The sequence below is a fragment of the bacterium genome (assembly GCA_030018315.1).
In the GTDB taxonomy this organism is placed as follows: Bacteria; Hydrothermota; UBA3073; order JACQXS01; family JAGMCI01; genus JASEGA01.
In genome coordinates, this window is the sequence record JASEGA010000009.1 from 15,866 (window position 1) to 39,710 (window position 23,845).

General features: G+C 38.0%; 26 protein-coding genes and 1 other RNA gene. 24 read left to right on the forward strand and 3 right to left on the reverse strand.

Annotation, left to right across the window (positions count from 1 at the left end; translation table 11 throughout):
• The first annotated feature begins 4 nt into the window (after nucleotides 1-4).
• From xseA to QMD71_04370, 24 genes are all read left to right on the forward strand, one after another.
• The gene (gene xseA, locus QMD71_04255; protein ID MDI6840056.1) at nucleotides 5-1,267 is read left to right on the forward strand and encodes an exodeoxyribonuclease VII large subunit; all 1,263 of its coding nucleotides are present in this window, start codon (nucleotides 5-7) and stop codon (nucleotides 1,265-1,267) included.
• 2 nt (nucleotides 1,268-1,269) lie between these two features.
• On the forward strand, nucleotides 1,270-1,494 hold the full coding sequence (gene xseB, locus QMD71_04260; GenBank protein MDI6840057.1) for an exodeoxyribonuclease VII small subunit: 225 nt from the start codon (nucleotides 1,270-1,272) through the stop codon (nucleotides 1,492-1,494).
• Nucleotides 1,495-1,527: 33 nt separating this feature from the next.
• Nucleotides 1,528-3,399 carry a 1-deoxy-D-xylulose-5-phosphate synthase gene (gene dxs / locus QMD71_04265; protein ID MDI6840058.1) on the forward strand — a complete coding sequence of 624 codons (1,872 nt, stop codon included), beginning with the start codon at nucleotides 1,528-1,530 and terminating at the stop codon, nucleotides 3,397-3,399.
• A gap of 23 nt (nucleotides 3,400-3,422) precedes the next feature.
• The gene (locus tag QMD71_04270; protein MDI6840059.1) at nucleotides 3,423-3,863 is read left to right on the forward strand and encodes a thermonuclease family protein; all 441 of its coding nucleotides are present in this window, start codon (nucleotides 3,423-3,425) and stop codon (nucleotides 3,861-3,863) included.
• A 16-nt stretch (nucleotides 3,864-3,879) separates the two neighbouring features.
• Nucleotides 3,880-6,411 carry a prolyl oligopeptidase family serine peptidase gene (locus QMD71_04275; protein ID MDI6840060.1) on the forward strand — a complete coding sequence of 844 codons (2,532 nt, stop codon included), beginning with the start codon at nucleotides 3,880-3,882 and terminating at the stop codon, nucleotides 6,409-6,411.
• A 590-nt stretch (nucleotides 6,412-7,001) separates the two neighbouring features.
• On the forward strand, nucleotides 7,002-10,316 hold the full coding sequence (secA, locus tag QMD71_04280; GenBank protein MDI6840061.1) for a preprotein translocase subunit SecA: 3,315 nt from the start codon (nucleotides 7,002-7,004) through the stop codon (nucleotides 10,314-10,316).
• A gap of 155 nt (nucleotides 10,317-10,471) precedes the next feature.
• Nucleotides 10,472-10,858, forward strand: coding sequence for a 30S ribosomal protein S8 (gene rpsH, locus QMD71_04285; protein ID MDI6840062.1), 387 nt, complete (start codon nucleotides 10,472-10,474; stop codon nucleotides 10,856-10,858).
• A 4-nt stretch (nucleotides 10,859-10,862) separates the two neighbouring features.
• Entirely contained in the window at nucleotides 10,863-11,402 is a 540-nt protein-coding gene (gene rplF / locus QMD71_04290) for a 50S ribosomal protein L6 (protein ID MDI6840063.1), read from the forward strand.
• A complete protein-coding gene (gene rplR / locus QMD71_04295; protein MDI6840064.1) occupies nucleotides 11,399-11,731 on the forward strand; it encodes a 50S ribosomal protein L18 in 333 nt (110 codons plus the stop codon). Before rplF ends, rplR begins: the two co-directional genes overlap by 4 nt.
• On the forward strand, nucleotides 11,731-12,213 hold the full coding sequence (rpsE, locus tag QMD71_04300; GenBank protein MDI6840065.1) for a 30S ribosomal protein S5: 483 nt from the start codon (nucleotides 11,731-11,733) through the stop codon (nucleotides 12,211-12,213). Before rplR ends, rpsE begins: the two co-directional genes overlap by 1 nt.
• Nucleotides 12,214-12,259: 46 nt before the next feature.
• Nucleotides 12,260-12,439, forward strand: a complete 180-nt coding sequence (gene rpmD / locus QMD71_04305; GenBank protein MDI6840066.1) for a 50S ribosomal protein L30 — start codon at nucleotides 12,260-12,262, stop codon at nucleotides 12,437-12,439.
• Entirely contained in the window at nucleotides 12,436-12,909 is a 474-nt protein-coding gene (gene rplO, locus QMD71_04310; protein ID MDI6840067.1) for a 50S ribosomal protein L15, read from the forward strand. Before rpmD ends, rplO begins: the two co-directional genes overlap by 4 nt.
• Before the next feature lie 2 nt (nucleotides 12,910-12,911).
• Complete coding sequence (secY, locus tag QMD71_04315; GenBank protein MDI6840068.1) at nucleotides 12,912-14,225, forward strand: preprotein translocase subunit SecY; 1,314 nt, start codon at nucleotides 12,912-12,914, stop codon at nucleotides 14,223-14,225.
• Nucleotides 14,222-14,842, forward strand: coding sequence for an adenylate kinase (locus QMD71_04320; protein ID MDI6840069.1), 621 nt, complete (start codon nucleotides 14,222-14,224; stop codon nucleotides 14,840-14,842). The genes secY and QMD71_04320 overlap by 4 nt, the downstream gene beginning before the upstream one ends.
• Complete coding sequence (infA, locus tag QMD71_04325; protein ID MDI6840070.1) at nucleotides 14,835-15,056, forward strand: translation initiation factor IF-1; 222 nt, start codon at nucleotides 14,835-14,837, stop codon at nucleotides 15,054-15,056. The genes QMD71_04320 and infA overlap by 8 nt, the downstream gene beginning before the upstream one ends.
• Complete coding sequence (gene rpmJ, locus QMD71_04330; protein MDI6840071.1) at nucleotides 15,053-15,166, forward strand: 50S ribosomal protein L36; 114 nt, start codon at nucleotides 15,053-15,055, stop codon at nucleotides 15,164-15,166. The genes infA and rpmJ overlap by 4 nt, the downstream gene beginning before the upstream one ends.
• A gap of 2 nt (nucleotides 15,167-15,168) precedes the next feature.
• The gene (rpsM, locus tag QMD71_04335; GenBank protein ID MDI6840072.1) at nucleotides 15,169-15,561 is read left to right on the forward strand and encodes a 30S ribosomal protein S13; all 393 of its coding nucleotides are present in this window, start codon (nucleotides 15,169-15,171) and stop codon (nucleotides 15,559-15,561) included.
• 3 nt (nucleotides 15,562-15,564) lie between these two features.
• Nucleotides 15,565-15,939, forward strand: a complete 375-nt coding sequence (gene rpsK / locus QMD71_04340) for a 30S ribosomal protein S11 (GenBank protein ID MDI6840073.1) — start codon at nucleotides 15,565-15,567, stop codon at nucleotides 15,937-15,939.
• A 3-nt stretch (nucleotides 15,940-15,942) separates the two neighbouring features.
• Nucleotides 15,943-16,566 carry a 30S ribosomal protein S4 gene (gene rpsD / locus QMD71_04345; GenBank protein MDI6840074.1) on the forward strand — a complete coding sequence of 208 codons (624 nt, stop codon included), beginning with the start codon at nucleotides 15,943-15,945 and terminating at the stop codon, nucleotides 16,564-16,566.
• Between the two features lie 180 nt (nucleotides 16,567-16,746).
• Entirely contained in the window at nucleotides 16,747-19,041 is a 2,295-nt protein-coding gene (locus tag QMD71_04350) for a carboxypeptidase-like regulatory domain-containing protein (GenBank protein MDI6840075.1), read from the forward strand.
• 2 nt (nucleotides 19,042-19,043) lie between these two features.
• Nucleotides 19,044-19,781 (forward strand): hypothetical protein, encoded by a 738-nt coding sequence (locus QMD71_04355; protein ID MDI6840076.1) that lies wholly within the window; start codon nucleotides 19,044-19,046, stop codon nucleotides 19,779-19,781.
• Between the two features lie 64 nt (nucleotides 19,782-19,845).
• Entirely contained in the window at nucleotides 19,846-20,181 is a 336-nt protein-coding gene (locus QMD71_04360) for a hypothetical protein (protein ID MDI6840077.1), read from the forward strand.
• An RNA gene (rnpB, locus tag QMD71_04365) (RNase P RNA component class A) lies at nucleotides 20,175-20,551 on the forward strand. Before QMD71_04360 ends, rnpB begins: the two co-directional genes overlap by 7 nt.
• 44 nt (nucleotides 20,552-20,595) lie before the next feature.
• Entirely contained in the window at nucleotides 20,596-21,372 is a 777-nt protein-coding gene (locus QMD71_04370; protein MDI6840078.1) for a sulfide-dependent adenosine diphosphate thiazole synthase, read from the forward strand.
• Nucleotides 21,373-21,377: 5 nt separating this feature from the next.
• Here the strand turns inward: QMD71_04370 and QMD71_04375 are convergent, their stop codons facing one another.
• From QMD71_04375 to QMD71_04385, 3 genes are read right to left on the reverse strand one after another with little or no spacing between them, the layout of a single operon-like run.
• Nucleotides 21,378-22,484: an ABC transporter substrate-binding protein gene (locus QMD71_04375; protein MDI6840079.1), complete on the reverse strand. Its 1,107-nt coding sequence runs from the start codon at nucleotides 22,482-22,484 to the stop codon at nucleotides 21,378-21,380.
• Between the two features lie 50 nt (nucleotides 22,485-22,534).
• Nucleotides 22,535-22,942 carry a retropepsin-like aspartic protease gene (locus QMD71_04380; GenBank protein ID MDI6840080.1) on the reverse strand — a complete coding sequence of 136 codons (408 nt, stop codon included), beginning with the start codon at nucleotides 22,940-22,942 and terminating at the stop codon, nucleotides 22,535-22,537.
• A 59-nt stretch (nucleotides 22,943-23,001) separates the two neighbouring features.
• Nucleotides 23,002-23,580, reverse strand: a complete 579-nt coding sequence (locus QMD71_04385) for a PEGA domain-containing protein (protein MDI6840081.1) — start codon at nucleotides 23,578-23,580, stop codon at nucleotides 23,002-23,004.
• Between the last annotated feature and the right edge of the window lie 265 nt (nucleotides 23,581-23,845).

A 23,845-nucleotide genomic window follows, 5' to 3' on the forward strand; every position in this document is an offset into this window, starting at 1 on the left:
TTAAATGATGAAAGTATATACTGTATCAGAGCTTACGATGGCAATAAAGGACTTGATTGAAGGTAGCTTCCCCCCTATTTGGGTTGAGGGTGAAGTGACAAATTATAGGCCATCTGCCTCCGGTCATCTTTATTTTGACTTAAAAGATGAGGTTGCATTAATTCAGTGTGTTATGTGGAGAGAGAATAGGATGCTCACTACAATTGAAATAAGTAATGGTAAAAAATTACGAGTTTATGGTGAATTACAGGTCTACGCTAAAGGGGGTAGGTACAACTTAAATATTAGTAGAATATATCCTGTAGGAATTGGTGAGTTACAGATTAAGTTTGAAGAGTTAAAGCGTAAACTGCAGGCATTGGGGTTATTTGATATCTCGCATAAAAAACCGATACCCGAATTTGCTGAAAGAATAGGTATTGTCACTGCCCTTGACGGCGCTGCAATTAAGGATGTAATTAACATAGCCAAGAGAAGGTATAATGGCATAGAGATAGTTGTCCGCCAATCAAGAGTCCAGGGTGATGGTGCTGCATATGAGATTGCTCAAGGGATTAACGAATTTAATGAATATGGGGATGTAGATTTAATTATTGTCGGCCGTGGTGGTGGCAGTATTGAAGACCTATGGGCTTTCAATGAGGAGATAGTTGCCTATGCAATATATAATTCAAAAATACCTGTTATCTCAGCTGTCGGGCATGAAGTTGATTTCACTATTGCTGACTTTGTCGCAGATTACAGAGCACCTACACCATCGGCAGCAGCTGAGATTGCAGTTAAGGATGCCAGTGAGTTATTGGAAAACATAAGTATCATGGATAAGAGAATTAAACACGGGCTAACAAAAAGGGTTAATCAACTTAATGAGAAACTTATCTCTATTAAAAGGAGCTACGGGATTAAAAGACTTAAGAACTTAATTTATCAAAAATGGCAAACAATTGATGAGTTTCACCATAGATTAAGCCCAGCATTTGTCCAACCATTAGTTCAAAGGAAGACTGAACTCAAATTCTTAATCCAAGAGCTTGAAAGGGAGGCTATACAATTTATTAACAACCGTAAAAATGATGTTGTGAGAATAGAGGGTGAGCTATCAGGAATTAATCCCAAAGCCACGTTAAAACGTGGTTATAGTATATGCTATAAACTACCGCAGAGGAAGGTTGTTACAAGTAGCAAATTATTGTCAAAAGAAGACGAAGTAGAGATTGAGTTTCACAAAGGTAAAGCAAAATGTGAGGTACTTCAGATAGAGAACTAAATATGAAGTTTGAAGAAGCATTAGAGAGACTTGAGCAAATTGTAGATATACTTGAGAGGGGTGAAGTATCACTTGATGATTCACTAAAGTTATACGAGGAGGGTCAATCTCTAATTAAGTTTTGTAAAGAGAAGCTTGAAAAGGCAGAAGCTAAGGTAAAGGAACTCGTAAAGGGTGAAAAAGAAGGATTTAAACTAAAAGAGATAAAACTTGAGCAGGATAAATGATGGCGGAAAATAAATTCTGTAACTTAAGAGAAAATGGAATATAAATATTTGAGTCATATTAATTCTCCACAAGACCTTAAGTCTTTATCTATTAAAGAGTTAAAAGAGCTTGCACATGAGATTCGAGAGGAGATAATACATACTGTCTCCAAGACTGGTGGCCATCTTGCTCCAAGTCTTGGAGTTGTTGAGTTGACTCTTGCATTGCACAAAGTATTTGATACCCCAAATGACAAGATAATCTGGGATGTAGGACATCAGACTTATGCTCATAAATTGATAACTGGGAGAAGAGAGCAGTTTCATACCCTTCGCACCTATGGAGGTATATCAGGTTTCCCAAGAATTGAAGAGAGTGAATACGATGCCTTTGGGACTGGGCACTCGTCTACTTCCATATCTGCGGCTCTTGGAATTGTTACTGCTCGTGATTTAAAAGGCGATAAATTCAAGGTAATAGCTGTTGTTGGCGATGGTGCTATGACCGCCGGTATGGCTTATGAAGGATTAAATCAAACAGGCTTTATGCGTAAGGATATGATAGTAGTGCTCAACGACAATGGCATGTCTATATCAGAGAATGTGGGTGGACTTGCCCGTTATTTAAATAAAATTATTATGACACCTGCATACGCTCACTTAAAAGCTGATGTCTGGGACCTATTAGGTAAGCTACCTAAAGATTTAAGTGAAAGGGCGCGGGTGGCTGCAAGAAAGCTAAAGGAAGGGTTAAAAAGTTTTATTGTTCCTACTATTCTTTTTGAAGAACTTGGATTTGAATACATTGGTCCACTTAATGGGCATGATATTAGAACTTTAATAGAGAATTTTGAGTATGTGAAAAAAATAAAGGGACCTGTTTTTGTTCATGTAATTACTGAAAAGGGTAGAGGGTATGAGCCTGCAGTTAACAATCCATCAAAATTTCACGGTCTTGGCTCATTTGATGAAGTCTCAGGAGAGGTTGTAGAAAATACTCTAACCCCTACTTATACAGATGTATTTAGTGATACTATTGTTGAACTTGCTTCCAATGACAGCAGGATAGTAGCTATAACTGCTGCAATGCCAGATGGTACTGGACTTAATAAATTCAGATCTACTTTTCCTGATAGATTCTTTGATGTTGGAATAGCTGAACAGCATGCGATTACCTTTTCTGCAAGCCTCGCTTTACAAGGCTTAAGGCCTGTATGCGCTATATACTCTACTTTCTTACAACGCGGGTTTGACCAACTAATACATGACATCTGTCTCCAATGTATACCGGTCATTTTTGTCCTTGACCGTGCTGGCATTGTCGGTGAAGATGGACCAACACATCATGGGACATTTGACCTCTCTTACTTACGCTGTATGCCAAATATAGTGATTAGTGCACCAAAAGATGAAGATGAACTTAGGTGTATGCTATATACAGCGATAAAGTATAAAAATGGTCCTATAGCAATAAGATATCCAAAGGGTAGTGCGTTTGGCGTTAAATTAGGGGCTATGAGAGAGCTTAAGATTGGAGAAGCTGAAGTATTAAAAGAAGGTAAAGATGGTGTCATTTTAGCCATAGGGTCAATGGTGTATCCATCATTACAAGCAGCTAAAGAATTAGAAGATGAAAAATTAAGTATCGGTGTCATAAATACGAGGTTCGTAAAGCCACTTGATGAAAACTTGCTCAAAAGTGTTAAAAATCATAAAATTATAACTATAGAAGAAAATGTACTTAATGGCGGATTTGGGTCAGCAGTCTTAGAATTCTTCAACAGTCAAGGAATCCGACCACAATTGCTCCGTATTGGGCTGCCTGACCAGTTCATTGAGCATGGCGCACGAAAAATCCTACTCGAAAAATATGGTCTCGTCTCTGCCAAAATAAGCCAAAGAGTGAAAGAGTTCCTTCAGAAATAGGTATCAGAAGCAAGATAACAGATGTGAGGTTCATCCCTGTTTTATTTCTTGTTCTCACAGTTGGGTGTTCCCGGACAGTAAAGGTTGAAAGGGTTATTGATGGTGATACGATATTACTTTCAAATGGTGAGCGTGTGAGGTATATTGGGATTGATGCCCCAGAAACTGTACATCCGATAAAGGGGGTTGAATACTATGGGATAGAAGCGACTGAAGCTAATCGTAGGTTAGTTGAGAATAAAAGTGTTAAATTAGAGTTTGATGTACAGAAAAGAGATAAATATGGTAGATTACTTGCTTATGTCTATGTGGATACTGTTTTTGTAAATGCTAAATTAGTCAGTCAAGGCTATGCAAAGGTCTCTACTTATCCACCCAATGTCAAGTATCAAGAGCTATTCTTGAGACTACAGCAAGAGGCAAGAGAGGCAGGTAGAGGGCTTTGGACTAAAGAAATTCTTTAAGAGGCATTACCTCAAGATGAGCAAATTTTTAGCAATCGTAATTATTCTTCCTACTATTTTACACTCTTTACACTCTGCTTTTTTATCCTCAATTGAAGATACTATTTATCCACATAAATGGTTGTATGCTGGTCCTTTTTCTATAGGGGCAAGGGAAGGGATTATTGGAGTTTTGGGTTCAATAGAAGGCTTTGTTCCTGAAGAAGGAGTAGAGCTTCCAAGTATATTGGTTCAAGGTGGAAAAGTATTCTGGAAATCTACTGAAGCTGATTCTTTAGGAAGAGTTATCCTTGAATACAAGGATGTCTGGTGGGATACACTTCAAGATATATATGGGATTGCAGGTGTTTTGAGTGCTAGTTATGCATGGTCTAAGTTTCAAAACAATGGTGATAAAAGAGCACTGGCAATTGTAAATGGAGTAGGAAGCTTCAGACTAAATGGTAAGGTTTATCCAGGCAATCCTTACGGAGACAAATATATGGTGACACCGGTGTTACTTAAAGATAGGGATAATGAAATTTTTGTCACAGTCAGCGGGTTTGGTGATGAGCAGTTCAGTTTTAAATTTATACCCGTCGCATCTCCTCTCGTGATAATCCACGATGCAACCCTCCCTGATATAATTGAGGGTGAACTACTTTCAAGTTGGGTAGGAGTGAGTTTACTCAATACTACAGAAAATAGGCTAAATAATGTAGAGGTTAGAATAGGTGGTAGTGAATATTTTAAACTTAATAAAAAAGAAATAAATAATATTCAACCACTTTGTATAAAAAAAGTGCCATTAAAAGTTGAATTAATTTGTGCAATAAGTGAACTTAAGGAGGTTTGGCTTCCAATAAAAGTTATTTGGGAGGGAGAAAAAATATGCGAAGATAGTCTAAAATTGAGAGTCAGGTCGAACAATGAATCTTATAAGATTACATTTATTTCTAAAATAGATAATTCAGTTCAATATTTTGCTATCCTACCGCCTTTAAATTTTGATAAAGATAGGAAATATGCTCTAATTCTCACTCTCCATGGAGCTGGAGTAGAAGCTCACGGTCAAGTAGATGCTTATACTCCCAAAGACTGGGCATTCATTGTAGCACCTACAAATCGTAGGCCGTTTGGGTTTGACTGGCATGACTGGGGTAGACTTGATGCACTGGAAGTCTTAAACGAAGTGAAAGCAAGATTTCCAATAGATGAAAATAGAGTTTATCTAACAGGTCATTCAATGGGTGGTCATGGAGCCTGGCATATTGGGACTGTACAGCCTGACTTATTTTCAGCTATTGCACCATCAGCTGGGTGGTCATATCTCCAACTTTATGTTCCATGGACTTTGCAAAAAAGTGAACTGTTTTCACACCCATCTCAACTTGCTCCTCGTGACATGGTTATAAGAGAAGATGTAGTTCCTGTATTTTTAGAGAATGCACTTAATCTGCCTATTTTTGTTCTACAGGGAGGTGCTGATAATAATGTACCTCCAGTACAAGCTAGGATACTTGTAAGTTATTTAAAGGAAATAGGTTACCCAGTCCATTATATGGAAGTCCCAGGAAAGGGGCACTGGTGGGATGAGTCTACCACTCCCGGCATTGATTGTGTTGACCATTCTGAACTTATAGGTTTCTTAAAAAACCGTAAACGAACCCCATATCCTAAGCATGTTATTTTTAAGCTCACAGATATAGGACTTAACAACCAATGTTACTGGGTTAGAATAGATGAACAGGAGTTGCTGTACCATGACTCAAGAATTGAGGCAAATGTTAAGAATGACAGTGTATGGGTCTTTACTGAGAACATAAAAGCTTTTACCGTAAATCTTGTACCAGAGCTTGTTCCTGTTGGGAAGATAAACTTTGTGGTTGATGGAAGAGTATTACATTTTAATTTTAAATCAACTTGTGCAGTCTCTTTTTATAAACAAAGAGGAAGATTTACCTTTGGTGAAACCAGATACAATGGGCTCTATAAAACCCTGCAACTCTATGGCCCTATGAAACAAGCTTACTTTACACCATTTGTGCTTGTCTATGGAACTATTGGAGACTCTACTCTAAATCATATTTCTTATCATAATGCATGGCTACAAGCTTGGATGTGGTGGCATAGGGCTAATGGGTTTGTAGAGCTACTCCCTGATACAGAGATTACCGATGTAATGATAAAGGAGTACAATCTTATACTCTTTGGAGGTCCTGAAGTAAATAGCATAACAAAGAGAATAAATTCTTCGCTCCCTATTAGGATAAAAGATAATTCTGTATGGCTTGGTAAAGATAGGTTGCAACAAAAATCACTTGCACTACAAGAAATCTATCCTAATCCGTTAAACCCAAATAAATTTGTAATTCTCTATGCAGGTACAAATATTGGAGGTGAAAAACTCTCCTGCTTTTTCTCTACTTTTTATTCTGGGGCAGGTATTCCAGACTTTGTTATTTATGACCACTCAGTCCAAAAGAAAGGATGGGCTGGTGTAGTGACGGCTGGCTTCTTTAACCAACACTGGCAACTTGATAAGACACTATTTTATAGCAAAGAATAGTTTTTAACCTAAAATTACCAAAAAAACAAGTGGAGTTATCTGCTAAAGAAAAAAATAGAAAAAATGAGTTGCAAAAATGGGAATAGAGTGGTATATCACTAAAGAAGAAAAATTATGAAAACAAAAACAATTGAAGGAATTAAATCTGTTCTTGAGAATTTGAAAGACCAAATAAAAAAATGAATATAAGGCAGAAATTATTGGTTTATTTGGTTCATACACACAGAGGGAGCAGAAAATAGGTAGCGATGTTGACATTCTGGCAAGGTTCTTCAAAGGAGCGACATTACTTGATTTTGTTGGTTTAGCTGACTTTCTTGAGGATAAACTAAATATTCCAGTTGATGTTGTTCCTATAGATACAATTAAAAAAGAGATTAGAGACTCTTTAATCAAGGATGCTATTTATATATGAGAGATCCTAAATTATATTTAAGAGATATTTTGGATGCTATGGATTAAAAAATTGGTCACTTCTACATACGTCTTTGATAACTGACTCTGGAGGGCTTTTTATTTTACTACAAAGTTGAGTAAGTCCCACAAAATGTGCTTGACAAATAGTAGATTTGGATTATATTTATTACACGATGGCTAATGTGATAACTAAACTTTTTGGCTCTGCTAATGAAAGGGTGCTTAATAGCTTAAAGCCCATAGTAGACGAGATTAACCATCATTTTGAAGAATACAGCGGTCTTAAAGTGGATGAGATGCGTGAGTTTCAGGAGAGGCTACATAATATTTTAGCAGAAGGTAAAGGTTGGGATAAAGCTAATGAGCTAATAGATGAGATGAATAAGCTCTCTAAGGAGCGTGGTGCTATATCTGACGATGAACTTAAAAGTAAGACTCAGGAGTTTAAGAATAGAATAAAAGATAGAGTAAAGGATGCAGAGAAAGTTCTTGATGAATTAGAATCCCGCTTTGAACGTGCTTCATTAGAAGAAAGAGAGTCGCTTTCTTCAGAAATAAATGAAGCTAAATTAAACTTAGAGAATATGGAACGCCAAGTCTTAGATGAGTTACTCCCCGAAGCCTATGCAGTTGTTAAAGAGACTTGTCGTAGACTACTTGGTAAGTCATGGATGGTTACAGGGCATGAGTGGAAATGGGATATGGTGCCATTTGATGTTCAGCTTATAGGAGCAATAGTGCTACACCGGGGCAAAATAGCTGAAATGGCAACTGGTGAAGGCAAGACCCTTGTCGCAACTATGCCAATGTATTTGAATTCACTCACTGGCAAGGGGTGTCATCTTGTAACTGTTAATGATTATCTTGCAAGACGTGACCGTGAGTGGATGGGCGGTATTTACGACTTTCTTGGTGTATCAGTTGGTTGTATTCAGACGGGTATGTCGCCTGAAGAGAGGAAGCCACAGTATAATTGTGATATAACTTATGGGACAAACAATGAATTTGGCTTTGATTACCTCCGTGATAATATGACATGGCGAAAAGAGGATAAAGTGCAGCGTGGTCATCATTATGCTATAGTAGACGAGGTAGACTCAGTTCTGATTGATGAAGCACGCACTCCACTTATAATTTCGGGTGCTGTTGAGCGTGTTATAAATCGTGAGTATGCAAGACTTAAGCCTGTAGTTGAGAAAGTTGTCAGTCGTCAGACCTTACTTGTTAATCAACTTATTGCAGAAGCAGAGAAACTTTTAGCTGATGGCAATGAAAAAGAAGCAGGTATTAAATTACTACAAGCACAAAGGGGTGCTCCAAAGAACCGTAAACTAATGAAAATTAAAAAAGAACCAGGTGTAGTAAAGCTTATAGAACAGACAGAGGCTGAATTCTTGCGTGATAAAAAGATTCATGAGCTTGATGAGAAGCTTTATTTTTCAATAGATGAAAAAGGTAATGCGGTTAATCACACTGAAATGGGCAGAGCTGCTATTGCTCCCGGGAACCCTGATTTTTTCACCCTTCCCGACCTCTCACAAGAGTTACCAAAAATAGATGAAGACACTAAACTTTCACCACGTGAAAAGTTCGTCGCTAAGCATTCAATTGAGCGCGAGTATGCTGAGAAATCTGAGAGACTTCATGTTATAAATCAGCTTCTTAAGGCTTATTCTCTTTTTGAGAAGGATGTTGAATATGTAGTTCAGCAGGATAAAGTGATAATTGTAGACGAATTTACTGGCCGGCTTATGCCTGGTAGAAGATATTCAGATGGTTTACACCAAGCACTTGAAGCAAAAGAGGGAGTGGCAGTTGAGGCTGAAACTCAGACACTTGCTACTATAACGCTTCAGAATTATTTTAGGATGTATAATAAACTTGCTGGTATGACCGGTACAGCGGAGACAGAGGCTAAAGAATTCTGGGATATTTACAAACTTGATGTAGTAGTGATTCCAACAAATAAACCTGTGCGACGTGTAGAGTATAACGATGTTATTTACAAGACAAAACGTGAAAAATACAATGCAGTAATAAAAGAGATAGAAACGATGCATCATGCGGGTAGGCCTGTGCTTGTTGGTACTGTATCAGTAGATGTTTCTGAGACCCTTTCAAGGATGCTCAAACGTAAAGGGATACCACACCAGGTCTTAAATGCAAGGTATCACCAAAAGGAGGCAGAAATAATCGCACTTGCGGGGCAAGCTGGTAAAGTGACTATAGCTACAAACATGGCCGGTAGGGGAACAGATATAAAACTTGGTGAAGGTGTAGTAAAGTGTGAGCGTTGTTGTATAATGTGCTCGGATGATTGTTCAAAATGTCCTAAGAAGAGTAAAATGATAGAGTGTCTGACTAAGCCTCCTTGTGGTCTACATATAATTGGAACTGAGCGTCATGAGGCAAGACGAATTGACCGCCAGCTTCGTGGTAGGTGTGCCCGTCAAGGTGACCCTGGGTCTGGAAGATTTTATCTCTCACTTGAAGACGATTTAATGCGTCTATTTGGGTCAGATAGGATTGCAGGTGTGATGGCTCGCTGGGGGCCACCTGATGGTGAGCCAATTGAGCATAGACTTGTAACCCGTGCAATAGAAGGAGCTCAAAAGAGAGTAGAAACCTTCAATTTTGATATTAGGAAGCATTTGCTTGAGTATGACGATGTTATGAACCGCCAAAGAGAGGCAATATATTCCATGAGGGACGAAATCCTTGAGGGTATGGATTTATCACCTAAAGTGATGGAGATGATAGAAGCTGTGGTTGATGGAATTGTAGATACCCATACTATAGGTACTTATTCTGAGAGCTGGGACTGGCTTAGTTTGGTTTCCGAGATAGGGAGTATCTTTTTACTTGAGTTTAGAATTTCAGATGAAGATAAACTTAATATAAAGGTTGAAGACCTAAGGGAACGATTGAAGTCTGTTATATTTGACTTTTATAAACATCGTGAAAATGAGATTGGGTCTGATACAATGCGAAATCTTGAGCGTCAAGTTATGTTACATGTAATAGATAAGAACTGGAAAGACCACTTGTATGAACTTGATGCTTTAAAAGAGGGCATAGGACTGCGTGGCTATGGACAACGTGACCCATTAATTGAATATAAGAGAGAATCTTACGCATTATTTGAAGAGCTATTAGATTCAATAAATCGTGAAGTAGTTCGTAACCTTTTTGGGTTACGCTTTGTAACCGAGGAGGAACGTAAACGTGAAGCTATTCCAGTTGGGGCAAGGGCATTCAAGCCAGATGTCACCCGTCCTGTGCTTCAGCCTGCTACGGTAGAAGGTGGGGTATCAGCTATGGGACAGCCTCAGATTGGACCCTCTATACTTAAGCGTCCTTATGAAGTACCGAGAGAACGGCCTGTTGTTACAACTTTTAAGAGGGATGGACAAAAAGTAGGTAGAAACGACCCCTGTCCTTGTGGTTCAGGTAGGAAATACAAAAACTGCTGTGGCAGATTTGCTTAATAAGATACTGCTTTTTCTCCCACAATAAAGTCTCTACTTATCTAAAACTCTTTCCTACACCACCATTTCTTGGAGTTTTAAATATACACAAGAAAAGGAGAAAAACGATTTTTTTATTGACAAGAAATTAAAAATTATTATAATTTATGCTATAAATGGGAATGACAGACCCTATAGCTGATATGCTTACTTGTATTAGGAATGCATTACAGGCAGGTCATAAGGAATTAGAGGTTCCCGGCTCATGTATAAAGATTGGGGTAGCTGATGTTCTTAAAAGGGAAGGATATATAAAAGATTATAAATTTGAACCCGATAATAAGCAAGGGCTTATAAAAATATATCTTAAACCAGCCCCTGTAATCCAGGGACTACGAAAGGTTAGCAAGCCTGGAAGGAGAGTTTACACATCGGTTAAAAAAATACCAAGAGTGCAAGACGGATTTGGAATTGCAATTCTATCTACACCTCAAGGAATTCTATCTGATAGGGAAGCAAGGAAAGCAAAAGTAGGTGGCGAAGTATTAGCTTACATATGGTAAAAATATGTCAAGAGTAGGAAAATATCCTGTACAGATACCAGATAAAGTGAGGGTAACAATAGACCAGAATAAGGTAAGAATCGAGGGTCCAAAAGGTATGATTGAGCGTGAGTTTCCTCCTCAAATAGAGGTTGCTGTGGAAGGTAAAACCATAAAGGTAAGCCAAAAGGGAGATGTGAAAAACCAAAAATCTATTCATGGAACTACAAGAGCAATTATTAATAATATGGTTACTGGAGTAACTCAAGGCCATGGACGTACCTTACTTATAGAGGGGCAAGGCTACAGGGCAAAACTTGATGGTAAAAATTTGAGCTTACAGCTTGGGTATGCAACTCCAATACAGTTTACTCCTCCCAAAGGAGTAGAGATTGAAGTTCCAAGGCCTGAAATGATTGTGATACGTGGGATTGATAAACAACTGGTTGGTGATGTAGCTGCAAGAATAAGGGCAATAAAGTCACCCGAGCCGTACAAAGGAAAGGGAATAAGATATGAAAGAGAATATGTCAGGAAGAAAACTGGCAAGAAAGCAGTTGTATGATGAAAGGACGCGAACGTAGACATAAGAGGGTTAGAAAAAAGATTTTTGGCACTCCCAATCGACCTAGACTTTCCATATATAAGAGTCTTAAGCATATTTATGCGCAACTCGTTAATGATGTCAACCATCACACTTTAGTATTTGCTACTTCTATTGGAATTAAGAATGGAACAAAAACTGAGAAGAGCAAAAAGTGTGGTACACTCCTTGCCAAGCTTGCATCTAAAAATAGAATTAATGAAGCTGTTTTTGACCGTGGTGGATATAAGTATCATGGACGAGTTCGTGCACTCGCTGAGGGTGCAAGAGAAGGTGGATTAAAATTTTGATGTTCACAGAATCCCGTGGAGAAGAATTAGAGGTTGAGGAACGGACAATTAATATAAAGAGAGTTGCTAAGACTCTAAAAGGGGGTAGGAGTATTCGGTTGCTTGTTTGTTCTGCAGTTGGAGACTCATTTTCACGAGTAGGTATAGGTTTTGGCAAGGCGCAAGAAGTTATGGAAGCTGTAAGAAAAGCTAAGGAGCGTGCAAAGAAGAATATGATAGAGGTTAAGCATCGTGGCAATACTATCCCGCATATAGTATCTGGAAAATGTGGTGGTGCTAAAATCTTAATCCGGCCCGCCTCCCCTGGTACAGGAATAATTGCATGCGATCCAGTAAGAATTATCCTTGAACTTGGTGGTATAAAGGATGCACTTACAAAGTCATTGGGTTCAAGTAATGCTGGAAACCTTGCTAAGGCAACAATTAATGCACTATCAAAACTAAGAACACAGGAAGAGGTATCTAAACTTAGAGGGGTATGAAAAAGTTATCTTCTCTTTGTCATTCTGAACGAAGTGAAGAATCTCGATGAAAAAATTGAAAGTGACTCAAATAAAGAGTATAATTGGCAGTACCTATAGAAAGAAGCGCACAATGAGGGCTCTTGGACTCAAAAGAATACGGCACTCAGTAATACACCGAGATACACCACAGATTAGAGGTATGATTGAGCAAGTTAAAGAACTTGTTAAAGTAGAAAATTTATGAAGGCTATTTTGAGTAATTTATCCCCTCCTTTCACTCGTAAGTCAAGGAAAAGGGTTGGCAGGGGGCTTGGTTCTGGGCATGGCAAAACGGCATGCAGAGGAACAAAGGGGCAACTTGCAAGGTCAGGTAGTAAGCGTAAACCATGGTTTGAGGGTGGTCAGACGCCACTTATACGAAGAATACCCAAAAGGGGATTTAAAAACCCGTGCAGGACTGAATACGAGATAATAAATGTTGGTGAGTTTAATAGATTTGAGTCTGGTAGTGTAATTGACCCAGCTTTTTTAAGAAAAGCTGGACTGGTAAAATCTCGTCTTCCAATTAAGATTTTAGGGGATGGTGAACTTACAAAATCCTTTATAGTTAGAGCTCATAAATTTAGTAAAAGTGCAAAAGATAAAATAGAGTCATTAAAAGGAAAGGTAGAAGAATTACCTAAATCCCGCTCTTTTAAGGGGTGGGATAAATAAGTATGTTTCAAAAAATAAGAGATGCGTTTAAAATACCTGATTTAAGGAACAAAATCCTCTTTACACTTGCAATGTTTGCTGTGTATAGAATTGGGTCACATATTCCTTGTCCTGGTGTAAACTCTCAAGCAGTTGTGAGTTTCTTTGAACGTGCGGCTGGCACAATTCTTGGTCTTTACGATATCTTTGTTGGTGGAAACCTTTCTCATGGAACCATATTTGGGCTTGGAATTATGCCTTACATCTCAGCGTCTATTATCTTCCAATTATTAGGAGCTGCACTTCCTGGACTCCAAAAATTACAGCGCGAGGGAGAGGAAGGGAGGAGAAAGATTAACCAATACTCAAGATACCTAACAGTAGGTATTGGTGCTATTCAGGGAATTGGGGTAGCAATGTTTCTTGAAGGGCTTCAAGGTAGTGCGGGTGAGCCAGTTGTTTTAAATCCTGGTTTTAGCTTTAGATTATTTACAATGTTAACACTAACAACCGGTACAATATGTATAATGTGGATTGGTGAACTTATAACAGAGCGTGGAATTGGAAATGGTATATCATTAATCATAATGGCAGGTATTATAGCACGCGCTCCTACGGATATACTTAATACATATAGAATGGTGTCAACAGGTGCATTAAGTATACCTGCAGTAATGTTTCTCATTGTGATTATGGTTGGTATCACTGCAGCAGTTGTTTTAATAACACAGGCTAATCGAAAGATACCTGTCCAGTATGCACAAAGAGTGATAGGGAGAAAGATTTACGGTGGTAGAAGTACACACATACCTTTAAATGTAAATGCAGCTGGTGTTATTCCAATTATTTTTGCACAATCAATATTAATGTTTCCCGGCACTATAACAAGATTTTTTTCAGGCAGTTTAGTTGCCCAAAACATAGCTGAATTCTTTAGAGAGGGGCACTTATTATACACTATTTTTTATGCAGGTCTAATTGTATTTTTTGCTTACTTTTATACTTCAGTTGTGATTAATCCAACAGATATGGCAGAAAATATGAAACGTTACGGTGGCTTTATACCGGGGATAAGACCCGGTGCTCCTACAGCAGGTTATATTGATAAAGTAATTTCAAGGATTACACTCCCCGGTGCTTTATTTTTTGCAGCTATTGCTATTATCCCAATATATTTGATGCATTGGCTACATGTTCCATTCTATTTTGGGGGTACATCTCTATTAATAGTTGTGGGTGTAGCACTTGACACAGCACGTGCAATTGAGGCTCAGCTTATAATGCGCCACTATGAAGGATTCATAAGAAAGGGAAAAATAAGAGGTAGGAGAGGATGAGGTTAATTTTTCTTGGCCCACCTGGCTCTGGTAAAGGAACGCAAGCAGAGCGAATAGCTAAAATTTTTAACTTGCAATTTATATCTATAGGTGATATATTAAGAGAAGAGATTAAATTAGAGACTCTATTAGGAAAGCGCGTAAAACCATATATTGAAAATGGGGCTCTTGTCCCAGATAAACTTATACTTGAGATTATGCGTAAAAGGATAAGTAATAACCAAGGATTTGTACTTGACGGTTTTCCAAGAACTATTAAACAAGCGATGGGTCTTGATGAAATTACAAAGGTTGATAAAGTCGTCTATTTTAAATGTAATTCTGACACAATTGTTAAGCGCCTATCAAATAGGCGAATTTGTCCCCAATGTGCAAAAGTTTACAACCTTATAACAAATCCACCAACTGATGATGAAATATGTGATAACTGTAAAACAAAACTTAAACAAAGAGAGGATGATAAAGAGCATACAATTAGGAAAAGGATTAAAATTTACAAGTCTGAAACTTTACCATTACTTAATTTTTACAAAAAAAAGTCAATCCTGGAAGAAGTTGATGCTTCCTCAGGAGTTGATGAAGTTTATTTAAGGCTAAAAGAGGTATTAAGTGGTTAAGAAGGAAAAAGGAATAAGAGTAGAAGGTACAGTTACTGAATGTCTTAAGGGTGCTATGTTTAGAGTAAAGCTTGACTCAGGTCATGAAATACTTGCACATGCTTCTGGTAAAATGAGGATGAATTTTATACGCATCTTACAAGGGGATAGGGTAACTCTTGAACTTTCGCCGTACGATTTGACACGTGGAAGAATAATATATAGATTCAAATGAAAGTGCGAGCTTCTATAAAACGTATCTGTTCAAATTGTAAGATTGTCAAACGAAAAGGTGTTGTTCGTGTAATTTGTAGAAATCCTAAACATAAACAACGACAAGGCTAAAAATGGCACGTATTGCAGGCGTAGACTTACCCCCAAATAAACGAGTTGAGATAGCACTTACCTATATTTATGGGATTGGAAGAGTTTCATCTTTACAGATACTTAAGAAAACTGGTGTCTCTCCTGATAGAAGAGTAAAAGACCTTAATGAGAAAGAAATTGAGTTGATAAAGAAAGAGATTGAATCAAATTACAAAATTGAGGGTGCAAGACGGGCTGAGGTGAGTGAGAATATCAAGCGTCTTATCTCTATAGGTTGCTATCGTGGATTTAGACACAAAGCTGGTCTCCCTGTCAGGGGACAGCGTACTCGCACAAATGCACGCACAAGAAAAGGACCGTCAAAAGGAGCTATTGCTCTTAGGAAGAAAAAAGTATTAGGAAAGAAGGGATAACAAATGGCTAAACGTGGAAGAATAAGGAGAGTCGACCCTGAGGGTGTGATTCATATTTATGCTACTTTTAACAATACAATTGTAACTGTGACTGATAAATCTGGCAACTGTATCAGTTGGAGCTCAAGTGGGGCATCCGGCTTTAAAGGGACTAAGAAAGGAACTCCTTTTGCTGCAGGAATATGCGCAAGAACATGTGCTCGTGATATTACAAATTTAGGGATGAAAAAAGCCGAAATATGGTTAAAAGGACCGGGACCGGGCAGGGATACTGCTGTCCGTGCCTTCAGAGTTGCTGGGTTGAAAATAACACTTATAAAAGATATCACTCCAATGCCTCATAATGGTTGTCGTCCACCAAAACAAAGAAGGGTATAAAATATGGCAAGATATAGGGACCCTGTATGTAAATTTTGTAGAAGGGAAGGCAAGAAACTATTTTTAAAAGGCACTCGTTGTGATACAGATAAATGCGCCTTTAACAGGAGACAAACTCCTCCAGGTGAGACAAAGAGAAAATTTCATAAACGTGAGTCCGGATATGCTATTCACCTGAGAGAAAAGCAAAAGGTTAAGCGAATTTACGGTGTTTTAGAGCATCAATTTAGACACTACTTTGAACTTGCTACCAGTAAAAGAGGGGTTACTGGTGAAGTCTTATTACAGTTATTAGAAAGAAGGCTGGATAATGTAGTTTATAGATTAGGATTTGCACCCTCAAGGAGAGCTGCAAGACAACTTGTAACCCATGGTCATTTCCTTGTGAATAATCATAAAATTGATATACCTTCTTATCTTGTTAAACCCGGTGACTTAGTAAGCTTAAAAGAGAAGAGCCAAAAGTTATTAGGGATAGTGGAATCGCTAAAAGTGAGCCGCGAAATTCCTGTCTGGCTCTCGTTAGATAAGGCTAATTTTAAAGCAGAAGTAAAAGCTATTCCAAATCGCGAGAATATTCCTATTGATATACGTGAAGAACTAATTGTTGAACTTTATTCTAAGTAGCATTTCCCAAAAACAAAAATGGTGTCAGGTCTGTATATATCAACAATCTATAAAAATTAAGAAGTGAAACAGCAGAAGCTTTTGCACTCCATATTTAGAGAAAAACCAAAAAATGGGGAAACTCCAGAAAAAGTTTAACTTGACATAAGGCAAGCTGTACTATAAAATAGCTATATTACTATGAAAGAGACATTTTACTCGAGTCCTAATTGGTGCATCCTTTTTTTCTTCATCCTTTCAGGTAATGCATTTGCTGATGCTATTATAACCGGGTTTGTGACAGATGCATCAAATGGCGAAAAGCTGCCGTACGCAAACGTCTATGTTGAAGGGACAAAGCTTGGCAGCGCTACAAGTGATAAAGGGTATTATGTTATACACAATGTTCCACCCGGTAGATATAGGGTAATAGCATCGTATATAGGATACGAAGAAGGTAAGAGAGAGGTAGAAATAGAAGATAAAGGCGCTATTTCAGTCAATTTTCAATTAAAGCCTGAAGCTGTTAAGATAGAAGAAGTAAAAGTTACTGCAAAGAGGGCATATTTTGAAAAGGGGGTTGATGGAAGTATTGCAAAGTTTACAATTAGAGACCTTAGGACAGTGCCAAAATTCTTTGAAAGTGACCTTATTAAGATAATACAAACAATGCCGGGTGTTGTAACAATGCATGACCTATCAAATAGGCTGTATATAAGAGGTGGCAGTCCAGATGAGAATCTCGTCCTCCTTGACGGCATTACAGTATATAATCCGTCTACCCATCTATTCGGATTATTCTCTACTTTCAACCCCGACGCTGTTGCAGATATGAAACTATTTTCGGGTGGCTTCCCATCAAAGTATGGGGATGTATTATCATCAGTTATAGATGTTACCACAAGGGAGGGGAATAATAAGAGATACACGGGTAGTCTTAGTACGGGGCTTATAACTTCCAAGTTACTATTAGAGGGGCCAATTCCAAAAGGCTCATTCCTACTTAGTGGACGAAGGACATATTTTGATTTCCTTGTGTGGGCATATTCGCATATTATACATGAAGATGTAAGTCTTCCTTATTATTTCTATGACGGGGTTGGTAAAATAAACTTTAACCCATCTCAATCCAATAGGTTTACATTAACAGGCTTTGGTGGTGCAGATGTAATAAGTTTTTCAGAAACAATGGATAGTAGAGAAACAACCGAAGGAAGGGTCAACTGGGGCAATAGAGGAGTTTCTTGTAGATGGCGTAAAGTGTTTACCCCTAAATTATACGGTGAAATGGTTGGTGTTACAAGTAACTTCTTTACAGAATTTAAGTTTGATAGCAAAAGCGAGGACGACAGCATCCAAGTTTATTTTGACCAGCAGATAACAGATTACACATTAAAAAGCGATTTCAGTTATTACTTGAATCCGCAACATACTATAAGTGCAGGTGTTGATTTAAAGAAAAATAAGTTTACAGAAGAATGGGGGATTAAAAATGGTATAAATATGAAGTCTACAAATCCACCTGTTTATTCTAACAAGTTAGTAACTTATATAGAAGAGGAATGGAAGGCAACGCCTATTTTTACAATCCGTGCCGGAATGAGGGGGATATACTATTCAATAGGAAAGAGAGTTGCGATAGACCCGAGTTTAAGTTTTAGGTACTTACTCAGCCCTAATACTGCTTTGAAGGGAGCGATGGGGCGATATCATCAGTATATAGTGACACTTAATCCACAAGAATCTTTCTTCACTTTATACGATGTATGGAAGCCGCTTGATGGAACACATTCACCACCAGAAGCATATCATGCTGTGTTAGGAATAGAAGAGTGGATAGGCGAGGAGGGCGAGTTTTCTATTGATGGATATTATAAGAAATACTTATCCCTCCTGATTCCTAAAGAGAGTGAGTTTTCACAATGGATATCACAGCCAAGTGAGAGTTTAAAAGTAGGCTATGGTTATGCTGCAGGAATAGAACTATGCATTAAGAAATCGTTTAAATACTCACATGGATGGCTAAATTACACACTTGGGGTTACAAAGAGGCAAGTTGATAGTTTGTGGTATTTTCCACGCTATGATAAAAGGCATAATTTCAATATAGTTGGGGGTGCGACATTAGGTAATTTTACACTTAATCTAAGATGGTATCTATCTACTGGTTCCCCTTATGCGGGAGAGATAGCAAGGTACAGAAAATACTGGTATGAGCCCATAGATGATACAATAGTAGGTAGCGATTGGCAGTTTGTAAAAGGCACAAGGGATGCATACAGACTGCCAAATTCACATAGACTTGATTTAAACATAAATTATGGAGTTAATATACTCGGAATAAATGGGGTAGTGTATCTGGATATTATCAATGTTTACATGCGTAAAAATGTATTTGCTTACTGGTGGGATACTCAAAATGAGCCGCCAAAGAAGAGAGAGATATCAATCTTACCATACCTGATACCAAGTTTAGGTATAAATATTAGCTTCTAACTATGAAAAAGTTATTACCCATTCTTATTCTTATTATTGTGGGCTGTGAGAAGCCGCCTTTTGAAACCTATCCCGGTGCTCTTAATGTATTTGCGTTAATAAGGTCAGACCGGCCAAGGCAATGGGTGAAAGTTGAGAAGACATATAAGATGGATGAGTCTGCTACTGGTGGAGTGAGTGATGCACTGGTAGTGATTAAGAGTGAAAGCTCTGTTGATACACTGTTTTTATCAGATAGCACCCCATTTACATATGTATCGCGCGATAGTATACCTATCATTCCTATGCATACATATTATATATCTGTGAAAACAGAGGATTTAGACAGTATTTATGGAACAACAACTGCACCAGATACAGTGGTAATTTTACACCCAGAAGATGGGGATACAGTTAGCTTATCAGATTCGCTGGTCTTCAAAAATAAAAATGTATACAATCAAGATATGTATAATCAATACGATGTTGTAGCATATACAGAAGATACAATGATAAGCAGTGTAATAAGTGGTATGGGCTACTTTGAAGTAGACACTATTGTTGTAATAAGATTTTCTGCTCTAGTTAAGTCGGCCGGTTTTTATAGGATAAAGATAATGACTTACGATAAAAATTACACCCAGTATATACGTGGAAATGAGATAGGTGAGACAAGCAGTTCTGCTGGAATAAAAGGTGGGTTTGGAGTATTTGGGTCTGCTATTGTTAAAGGGCTCTATATATATATAAAACCAGAATAGCTTTCCTCTCAATAAAATTATTCTTGATTTTTGTATAAGATTGTGATATTATAAGCTAAGTATTATGAAAAGAAAGGGGTGGTTAATTACTGTTATTGTTCTTCTTGTAGCTCTTGCTGCTATTCTCATTAGTGCACCAAGAATACTTAATATTACATTTGAGAAAGCAACAAGAATTCTTGAACAAAATTTTGTTAAACAGGCACCTCCAGAATATGAGACTCGAATACGGGCAGATTTTGACAACTTCATAATTGCATTTAAGAAAAACAAAATTAAAAATGAAGCTTTACAAAGATTATCAAGTTTGATAAAGAAAGCTAATGAGGATAAAAAGTTAACTCAGCCAGAAATAGACGAAATTTTAGCGTTCATTGAAACTATAATAGGGCTTAAGTAGGTCGGGTAGTCGTCCCGCACATAATTTATGTACGGGGAGGAAAGTCCGGGCACCAAAGGGCAAGGTACCCCGGAAAGCGGGGATCCCACACCTATGCATAGGTGCGGGACTGGAAAGTGCCACAGAAACTACACCGCCCTGATAGTCTAATAGATGTGTCAGAGTAAGGGTGAAATAGTGAGGTAAGAGCTCACTCCACTCTACAGTGATGTAGATAGGGGGCAAACCCTACCCGGTGCAAGACCAAGCAAAGGGGAGAGGTGGCCCGCCTTATTTGACCCTTAGGTAGGTCGCTTAGATAAATGATTACCGTCCTGCACATTAATTTATGTGCTAGATACAGAACCCGGCTTATAGACCTACTTAAGCTTCATTGATGTAAACTGAAAATAGACTCAGTCTATCTCAATGCTTATGAAGCTTGATGATGTAATAATTTCAAAAGCAATAATAGATAGGTATACAAAAAAGCTACTTGATTGTTTAGAAGTAGATGTTGCTGTTGCAGGAGCAGGACCTGCAGGATTGACAGCCGGTTATTTTATTGCAAAGAGTAATAAAAAGGTAGCTATATTTGAAAGTAAACTATCAGTTGGAGGTGGTATGTGGGGTGGTGGTATGATGTTTAATGAGATTGTGGTGCAGGATAAAGGTAAAGAAATACTTGATGAATTTGGAGTTAAAACTGAACTATACCAGCCAGGCTATTATACAGCAGATTCTATAGAAACTATCAGTAGCATAACGAGTGCTGCAGTGAAGGCGAGGGCTAAAATCTTTAATTTAATAACAGTTGAAGATGTAATGTTACAGGACGAAAGAGTTACCGGGCTTGTTCTTAACTGGGGAGCAGTAAAGCTTGCAAGTCTCCATGTAGACCCACTCACAATAAGGGCAAAGTTTGTTATCGAAGCTACAGGACATGCAATTGAACTCCTTAAAATACTCGAAAAAAAGGTAGGTAAAAAGCTCAAAACTCCATCCGGTGGAATAGAAGGCGAGCGTCCAATGTGGGCTGAGGTTGGTGAGAACCTAATTCTCAATAATACAAGAGAAATATTTCCAGGTGTATGGGTAGTTGGGATGGCTGCAAATGCAGCTTATGGGGCACCAAGGATGGGTCCTATCTTTGGTGGTATGTTGTTATCAGGTAAGCACTGCGCACAAAAAATACTTGAACTCCTCCCTTGAAGTTATTAAATTCCTGGTGTTATCTTTTGATCTACAGATGTTGCTCCGTGTTGGACCCTTAATATCAGTATACTCTTTATAGGGTCTCTGCTCTTCTTAAAACTTAAAATACCAGTTACACCTTTAAAATCTCTTACTTTACTTAGCTCATTAACAATAGTTTCACAATTAGCATCTTTCAGTTGCAAATACGCTAAAAGCTTTATTGCATCGTATCCAAGTGCACAAAAGCTTGTCGGCTCCAATACAAATCTACTAACATAATTGGCTCTAAAATCCTCTACTTCAGGGTCTTTGCTAAAGAAGTGTGTACAGTAAAAGTTAGTCCCAGTCCTTTTACCAGTTAAATCAAGTAATCTTGGTGAATCCCAGCCATCTCCACCAAGCAGTGGAGTAGGAATACCCATCTCCCTTGCCTGCTTAATTATAAGCCCAACTTGTGGATAATATCCTGGTACAAATATACAATCTGGTTTCATCTTTCTTATTTCTGACAGCTGTCTCCTAAAATCGACATCCGTAGAGCTGTAATATTCCTCCTTAACAATTTCGGCACCTAAATTTTCAAAACACTCCCTAAAAGATTTAGCGAGGTCTTTTGAATATATTTGTGAAGTATCCACAAGTAGAGCTGCCTTTTTTCTATCTAATACATAGGAAGCAAACTTTGCCATAGTCTCACCTTGGAACTCATCTGTATAACAGATTCTAAATATCAGATTTGAAACCTTTGTCACAATTGGATTTGTGGCTGATGGAGCAATTACAGGGATACGCAAGCTGTCTATGTATGGACCGACAGCTATTACATTCGTGCTGGTCAGCGGTCCAATGATTACACTAACATTCTCAGCTGCTAACTCTTCAAGTTTCACTCTTGTCTCCTCCCTATCTCCATAATTATCTTTTACAATAAGTGTAAACTTCTTATGCACAGCATACTTCGTACCAGCTGCATTTACTTCATCAACTGCCATCTTCATACCAAGTAGACAATCTCTACCATAACTTGAGATTGGACCTGTAAGTGGTAAGACTGCTCCTATCTTTAGCTCTTTAGCATCACTAATTATTCCTAAGGAAAGGGTTAAAAATAGTAGAAGGTTACGCAATTTTACGTTATTCTCAGCAATAGCTGACCTTTTAAATATTGCACCACATTTTATAACAATTCTGCTACAGGCATATCAGGAGATTCGGGATTGATATAAAACTCGCCTGTCTTTGTATTTATAAGTATGTCAAGCTCCTCAAGTATTGGATTGCCAATAATCAGTTCATCGTTTGCCTCAATAATTGGGCATGTGCGACTCTTCCTACCAAGAATTTCAATTTCTATAACTGAGCCGACCGGCTTTTCCTCTATTTTGCCATTTGCATAGCGAACTTTAACGCGGTCAATAACTCGCAACCCTAATTCTTTAGCAATTTTATCTGGGAATGCAACATGTGTAGCACCACTATCTATTCTTGCTTTAAGTTCAACTTTGCGTATAGCTTGCTCCTTTATTATACTTCTTGCTATATCTTCGTAATTTGTTATTTTAACTGGGAAATAGATTTTACGCATATCTTCTTTCTCCCAATCCTGCTATCTCTATGATTCTAAATGCTACTCTCTACTCAAAGCTACTGGACGTTAACAGTCACGCTTTTCTCGTAAGCACTACCACCGCATGAGCCGAGAAATCTTAAAGTATGGTTTCCTGTTGGCATTTGTGCACCACCTGCCTGGAAGTAACTGTGATAGTCAGTATTTGCTACCTTGTCACCAGCATCAGCTGGGTTTTCATGCTCTCCATAGTTAGGGAATGTTATATATAGGTGGTTGAGGTGATTATCATAATTGAACCTATATGTGAAGTGTGTCTGTGTGCCGTTGTTAACTCGTACCCCAGTCGCAGTTATCGTAAGTGTTGGTGTGAGTGTAGTATTTACAGTTGTAGTTTCATTTTCGCATACTACCACAGTCGTATCGTAATCCGCATAATCTTGAAGTGTCAATTTTATAGAATGCTCACCAACACTTATATTTTCAAGCAAACAATTTGTCTTTTTACCAGTATCTGTGTTATCTAACCAAATACTTGCCCCAGTAGGAATAGAATTTACCTGGATAGAGCCTGTCTCAGGTGTAGTAGGCTGTTTTTTACAGCTTAAGAATACAGTTCCAACAAGTATAGGAATAAACCACAAAAAACGCTTCATAATACACCTTCCTTTTTTCTCAAGATAGTAGCCAAAATTCTATACCGATTATTTTAATAGAGGCAATTCATGATATTACTTTGTTAAAACTTTGTCAAGTTTTTTTTGCTTTTTTGAATAAATATTTTAGGCACCTTTGATTTTCAACCTCTGATTTGGTTTTAGACAATTTTGACCTTGTCATTCTGAACGAAGTGAAGAATCTCATAAATCGGTGTCAATCAAGGTGTTGCAAGTTTTGTAAAGTGAATTATTCAACAAAGCA